Here is a 5,345-nt window from a genome sequence, read left to right as displayed (position 1 = left end):
TTGATTTCCTCGTCATCCATCATGCTGAACATCTTGGTCGCGTGCTCTTCCCCAAGAGCAAGCATGAGAATCGCTGCCTTTTCAGGTCCGGCAAGTGATCTGTATTCTTCTTTAACGCGCCCCACGGGTGGTCTTCTCCGTCGTAATGACTCTGTTCGGTAGTGGAACCTGACTGCCGAACCTGCCTCTATCGCACCGTAAGATAGGGGTTATTTGTCAACAATTCTATAAAAGCCGACGCCCCTTTGCAAAGCCCCATAGGTATAAAGCACCCTAAATGTACAAAATTGATTAATGCGGTACAAATCCCGGGCCAAATTGACCCGCATTGGGCGATGTTTGCAGGTGCAATTGTCGAATGGGTTGAAAACGTTGCTAGCTGCTTGACTTGGTTTGGGGTGTGGTCTAACAAAGGCGCGCCGATTGATGGTCATTTAGCGGGCGTAGCTCAGTTGGTTAGAGCGCCGGCCTGTCACGCCGGAGGCCGCGAGTTCAAGTCTCGTCGCTCGCGCCATGATCCATCATCTGTTGTCTTTTTATGGGGCGCATTGTCTTTTCCGCGGTCGCCATTTCATGTGTTGCTTATGCTGCTTCGCACGATTGGGTCTTGATCATGTCGACGTCCAGCCCGATATCGGACGATAGTGAATGGCAAAAAGATTAGAAAGTTTCCGGCCTTAGGGTGTGTCGAACGCGCTTGAGGGCTGGAACTTGTGCGGTGCATACGTTATGGTGCGCCGTAATTGGCCAGGTGGGGACCTGGTCGGGTCAAAAGGCCTGTTCTTGAGAGGTCAGAGAGATGCAAGAGCTTCTTTCGGAATATCTTCCGATCCTGGTGTTCATCGGGATCGCCGTCGGTCTTTCGGCGGTAATCGTCATCGCGTCGCTGGTTCTTGCCAAGCAGGCACCGGATGTCGAGAAACTGTCTGCATACGAATGCGGTTTTGCGCCGTTTGAGGACGCGCGCATCAAGTTCGACGTCCGTTTCTATCTGGTCGCAATCTTGTTCATTATTTTCGACCTCGAAGTCGCCTTCCTGTTCCCGTGGGCTGTGACCCTTGGTGACATCGGGACGTTCGGCTTTGTGTCGATGGTGATCTTCCTGGCTGTTTTGACGGTCGGCTTTATCTACGAATGGAAGAAGGGAGCTTTGGAATGGGAGTGAGCACCAACTCAGGCGCACCCCTGGCACCCGGTTCGGATCAGGATGCACTGCTTAAGGGCGTGTTTGACGAGATGAACGACAAGGGCTTTGTCCTTGCCAATCTCGATAAGCTCGCAAGCTGGGCAAGCACCGGTTCCCTGTGGCCGATGACTTTCGGTCTGGCCTGCTGTGCTGTTGAAATGATGCATTCGGCTGCGTCGCGTTATGACCTTGACCGTTACGGCCTGGTTTTCCGCCCAAGCCCGCGTCAGTCGGACGTGATGATCGTTGCTGGTACGCTGACCAACAAAATGGCCCCGGCACTGCGTAAGGTCTATGACCAGATGGCAGAGCCGCGCTGGGTCATTTCGATGGGCTCGTGCGCCAATGGCGGCGGTTACTATCACTATTCTTATTCGGTGGTTCGCGGTTGTGATCGCGTTGTGCCGGTGGACGTATACGTTCCCGGGTGCCCGCCGACAGCCGAAGCGCTGATTTACGGCGTGATGCAGCTGCAAAAGAAAATCCGCCGTACCGGTGTCCTGACACGCTGATCCGTAATAGGGGGCTTGCATGAGCGAACTGCTCAGCGATAACAGCGCTGCTTTGAACGATCTGAAAGATCTGGTGGCGTCCCAGCTGGCCGACGAACTCCTCGAAAGCGAGATTCGTTACGGCGAGTTGACCATCGTCGCCAAGCGCGATGATATCCTTAAAGTTCTGACCTTCCTTCGGGATGATACCGGCTGCTTGTTCAAGCAGCTTATTGATGTTTGTGGTGCAGACTACCCGGAACGCTCCGAGCGTTTCGACGTCGTCTATCACCTGTTGTCTCTGAAGCATAACCTGCGCATTCGTGTGAAGGTCCGTACCGACGAAGACACCCCGGTACCAAGCTGTGTCTCGCTTTTCAGCGCCGCCGACTGGTTCGAGCGCGAAGCGTGGGACATGTACGGTATCTTCTTCGCCGATCATCCGGATCCCCGCCGTATCCTGACCGACTATGGTTTCGAAGGTCATCCGCTGCGTAAGGACTTCCCGCTGACAGGGTATGTCGAAGTGCGCTATGACGACGAACAGAAGCGTGTTGTCTACGAGCCGGTCAAACTGGTTCAGGATTTCCGTAATTTCGATTTCGAAAGCCCGTGGGAAGGCATCCAGCATGTTCTTCCGGGTGATGAAAAGGCGGAGGGCAACGCCTGATGTCCGAACAAAAAATCAAAAACATGACCATGAACTTCGGCCCGCAGCACCCTGCGGCGCACGGCGTTCTGCGTTTGGTTCTGGAAATGGACGGCGAAGTCGTCGAACGTTCCGACCCGCATATTGGTCTTCTGCATCGTGGTACGGAAAAGCTGATCGAATATAAGACCTATATTCAGGCGACCCCGTATTTCGACCGTCTCGACTATGTTGCGCCGATGAACCAGGAACATGCATATTGCCTGGCCATCGAAAAGCTGATGGGCGTCGAAGTGCCCAAGCGTGCGCAGTATATCCGTGTTCTGTATGCGGAGATCGGTCGTATTCTGAACCATCTTCTGAACCTGACGACCTTTGCACTGGACGTCGGCGCGATGACGCCGCTGCTTTGGGCGTTTGAAGAACGTGAAAAGCTCATGGAGTTCTATGAGCGCGCCTGTGGCGCCCGTCTTCACGCCAACTATTTCCGTCCGGGCGGTGTTGCAGCCGACCTGCCGGCCGGTCTTCTTGATGATATTTCGGACTGGGCTGAACATTTCGAAACCTTCATGAAAGACTTCGACCGCGTCCTGGTCGGCAACCGTATCTTCAAACAGCGTACGGTTGATATCGGTGTCGTGAGTGCGGAAGAGGCCCTTGATTGGGGCTTCACCGGTCCGAACATTCGCGCATCGGGTCTGGCATGGGATCTGCGCAAATCTCAGCCTTATGACTCGTACGAAGATTTCGACTTCGACATTCCTGTCGGCAAGAACGGCGATTGCTATGACCGCTTCCTTGTCCGTTTCGAGGAAATGTGGCAGTCGCTCAGCATCATCAAGCAGGCCATCAAGAATATGCCGGATGGTCCTGTTATTGTTGAAAATAACAAAGTGGCACCGCCGTCGCGTGCGCAGATGAAGCGTTCGATGGAAGCCCTTATTCACCACTTCAAACTCTTCACCGAAGGTTTCCACGTTCCGGCTGGCGAATGCTATGCCCCGGTCGAGGCACCGAAAGGCGAGTTTGGTGTGTATCTTGTTTCGGATGGCTCGAACCGTCCGTATCGCTGCAAAATCCGCGCCCCGGGGTTCCCGCACCTCCAAGGCCTCGACTTCATGTCCAAAGGTCACATGTTGGCCGACGTCGTTGCCAATATCGGGTCGCTAGATATCGTGTTCGGTGAGATTGACCGATGAGCCATTTGAGAAGACCAGCTCCGAAAGAGCTTCAACCGACCAGCTTTGCATTCACGCCTGAAAATCAGGAAAAGGCAAAGAAGATCATCGCCAAGTATCCGGAAGGCCGCCAGCAAAGTGCGGTCATGCCGTTGCTTGATCTGGCACAGCGTCAGACCGAGGGTAACTGGGTTCCGACCGTCGCAATGGATTACATTGCCGACATGCTCGAAATGCCGGCCATTCGCGTCTACGAGGTCGCAACCTTCTATACGATGTATAACCTTGCCCCGGTGGGTAAGAACTTCATCCAGGTTTGCACCACCACGCCGTGCTGGCTTCGCGGTTCTGCTGACGTTGTCGATACCTGCAAAAAGGAACTCGGCATTGGCGTTGGCGAAACCACCGAAGACGGTCAGTTCACCATGATCGAAGTTGAGTGCCTCGGTGCGTGTGTTAACGCCCCGATGATGCAGATTAACGACGATTATTACGAAGACCTGACTGCGGAAAGCACCAAGGCCATTCTTGATGCCCTCAAAAAGGGCGAGAAGCCGAAAGCCGGCCCGCAGAGCGGCCGCAAAGGGTGTGAGCCGATCGATGGTCCGAAGGTTCTGAAGGCTTTCTGTGGCTGCGGTGCAGCCCCGCAGGACGCGAATGCAAGCGAAGGGGACGCCTGATATGCTGCAGGATAAGGATCGTATCTTTACCAACCTGTATGGTTTCCAGGATTTCGGCCTCAAGGGCGCGCAATCCCGTGGTAACTGGGATGGTACCAAGGCATTGATCGAAAAGGGCCGCGACTGGATCATCGACGAGATGAAAGCATCCGGTATGCGTGGTCGTGGGGGCGCTGGCTTCCCGACCGGCCTGAAATGGTCCTTCATGCCAAAAGAATCTGATGGTCGTCCGAGCTATCTCGTGGTTAACGCCGACGAAGGCGAACCGGGCACCTGTAAAGACCGCGAGATCATGCGTAATGATCCGCACACCCTGATTGAAGGTTGCCTTCTGGCAAGCTTCGCGATGAACGCCCACGCGGCTTATATCTATATCCGCGGCGAGTTCTATCACGAGGCATCCAACCTGCAGATTGCCATCGACCAGGCTTATGAAGCCGGTCTGGTGGGAAAAAATGCCTGCGGTTCGGGTTGGGATTTTGACATTTACCTGCACCTTGGTGCCGGCGCTTACATCTGTGGCGAAGAAACCGCCCTGATCGAAAGCCTTGAAGGTAAAAAAGGTCAGCCGCGCCTGAAGCCGCCATTCCCGGCAAACGCTGGTCTGTATGGTTGCCCGACCACTGTGAACAACGTTGAGTCGATCGCAGCCGTTCCGACCATTCTGCGTCGCGGCGGTTCCTGGTTCTCAAGCTTCGGTCGTGAAAACAACCACGGTACCAAGCTGTTTGCCATTTCCGGTCACGTTGAAAAACCGTGCACTGTCGAAGAAGCCATGAGCATTCCGCTCAAGGAACTGATCGAAAAGCATTGCGGCGGCGTTCGCGGCGGCTGGGACAACCTTCTTGCGGTTATTCCGGGCGGTTCATCTGTTCCGCTGATGCCAAAAGACGTCTGTGACGACGTTCTGATGGACTTTGACGGCCTGCGTGAAGTTGGCTCCGGTCTTGGTACGGCCGCTGTCATCGTCATGGACAAGTCGACTGACATTGTCTACGCGATCGCGCGTCTGTCGGAATTCTACAAGCATGAAAGCTGTGGCCAGTGCACGCCGTGCCGTGAAGGTACCGGCTGGATGATGCGCATGATGACGCGCATGGTCCGCGGCGAGGCCACGCTTGATGAGATTGATCTGTTGTGGGATGTGACCAAACAGGTCGA

General features: G+C 54.8%; 6 protein-coding genes, 1 tRNA gene and 1 pseudogene. 7 read left to right on the top strand and 1 reads right to left on the bottom strand.

What is annotated here, in order from left to right:
• Positions 1 to 125 (bottom strand): annotated as a pseudogene (locus tag B2R48_RS06315) (flagellar motor switch protein FliG); the annotation flags it as partial.
• A gap of 312 nt (positions 126 to 437) precedes the next feature.
• On the opposite strand from B2R48_RS06315, the gene B2R48_RS06310 reads away from it, so the two are divergent.
• From B2R48_RS06310 to nuoF, 7 genes are all read left to right on the top strand, one after another.
• Positions 438 to 514 (top strand) — tRNA-Asp (locus B2R48_RS06310).
• A 285-nt stretch (positions 515 to 799) separates the two neighbouring features.
• A complete protein-coding gene (locus tag B2R48_RS06305) occupies positions 800 to 1,165 on the top strand; it encodes an NADH-quinone oxidoreductase subunit A (RefSeq protein ID WP_008891231.1) in 366 nt (121 codons plus the stop codon).
• Positions 1,156 to 1,698, top strand: a complete 543-nt coding sequence (locus B2R48_RS06300) for a NuoB/complex I 20 kDa subunit family protein (RefSeq protein ID WP_062954553.1) — start codon at positions 1,156 to 1,158, stop codon at positions 1,696 to 1,698. The genes B2R48_RS06305 and B2R48_RS06300 overlap by 10 nt, the downstream gene beginning before the upstream one ends.
• Before the next feature lie 19 nt (positions 1,699 to 1,717).
• Complete coding sequence (locus B2R48_RS06295) at positions 1,718 to 2,347, top strand: NADH-quinone oxidoreductase subunit C (RefSeq protein ID WP_062954557.1); 630 nt, start codon at positions 1,718 to 1,720, stop codon at positions 2,345 to 2,347.
• The gene (locus B2R48_RS06290) at positions 2,347 to 3,525 is read left to right on the top strand and encodes an NADH-quinone oxidoreductase subunit D (RefSeq protein WP_296998851.1); all 1,179 of its coding nucleotides are present in this window, start codon (positions 2,347 to 2,349) and stop codon (positions 3,523 to 3,525) included. Before B2R48_RS06295 ends, B2R48_RS06290 begins: the two co-directional genes overlap by 1 nt.
• Positions 3,522 to 4,184 (top strand): NADH-quinone oxidoreductase subunit NuoE, encoded by a 663-nt coding sequence (gene nuoE, locus B2R48_RS06285; RefSeq protein WP_062954563.1) that lies wholly within the window; start codon positions 3,522 to 3,524, stop codon positions 4,182 to 4,184. The genes B2R48_RS06290 and nuoE overlap by 4 nt, the downstream gene beginning before the upstream one ends.
• Position 4,185: 1 nt before the next feature.
• On the top strand, positions 4,186 to 5,345 hold a 1,160-nt coding region (gene nuoF / locus B2R48_RS06280), incomplete at its 3' end, for an NADH-quinone oxidoreductase subunit NuoF (RefSeq protein WP_296998848.1).

The organism is Thalassospira sp. UBA848, assembly GCF_002295455.1.
Lineage (GTDB): Bacteria > Pseudomonadota > Alphaproteobacteria > Rhodospirillales > Thalassospiraceae > Thalassospira.
This window is presented reverse-complemented; position numbering and strand designations above follow the sequence as displayed.

What these genes read in the sequence shown, in the direction of transcription:
- nuoE (WP_062954563.1), top strand. Translation starts at nt 3,522, where the DNA reads ATGAGCCATTTGAGAAGACCAGCTCCGAAAGAGCTTCAACCGACCAGC.
- B2R48_RS06300 (WP_062954553.1), top strand. Translation starts at nt 1,156, where the DNA reads ATGGGAGTGAGCACCAACTCAGGCGCACCCCTGGCACCCGGTTCGGAT.
- B2R48_RS06290 (WP_296998851.1), top strand. Translation starts at nt 2,347, where the DNA reads ATGTCCGAACAAAAAATCAAAAACATGACCATGAACTTCGGCCCGCAG.
- B2R48_RS06295 (WP_062954557.1), top strand. Translation starts at nt 1,718, where the DNA reads ATGAGCGAACTGCTCAGCGATAACAGCGCTGCTTTGAACGATCTGAAA.
- B2R48_RS06305 (WP_008891231.1), top strand. Translation starts at nt 800, where the DNA reads ATGCAAGAGCTTCTTTCGGAATATCTTCCGATCCTGGTGTTCATCGGG.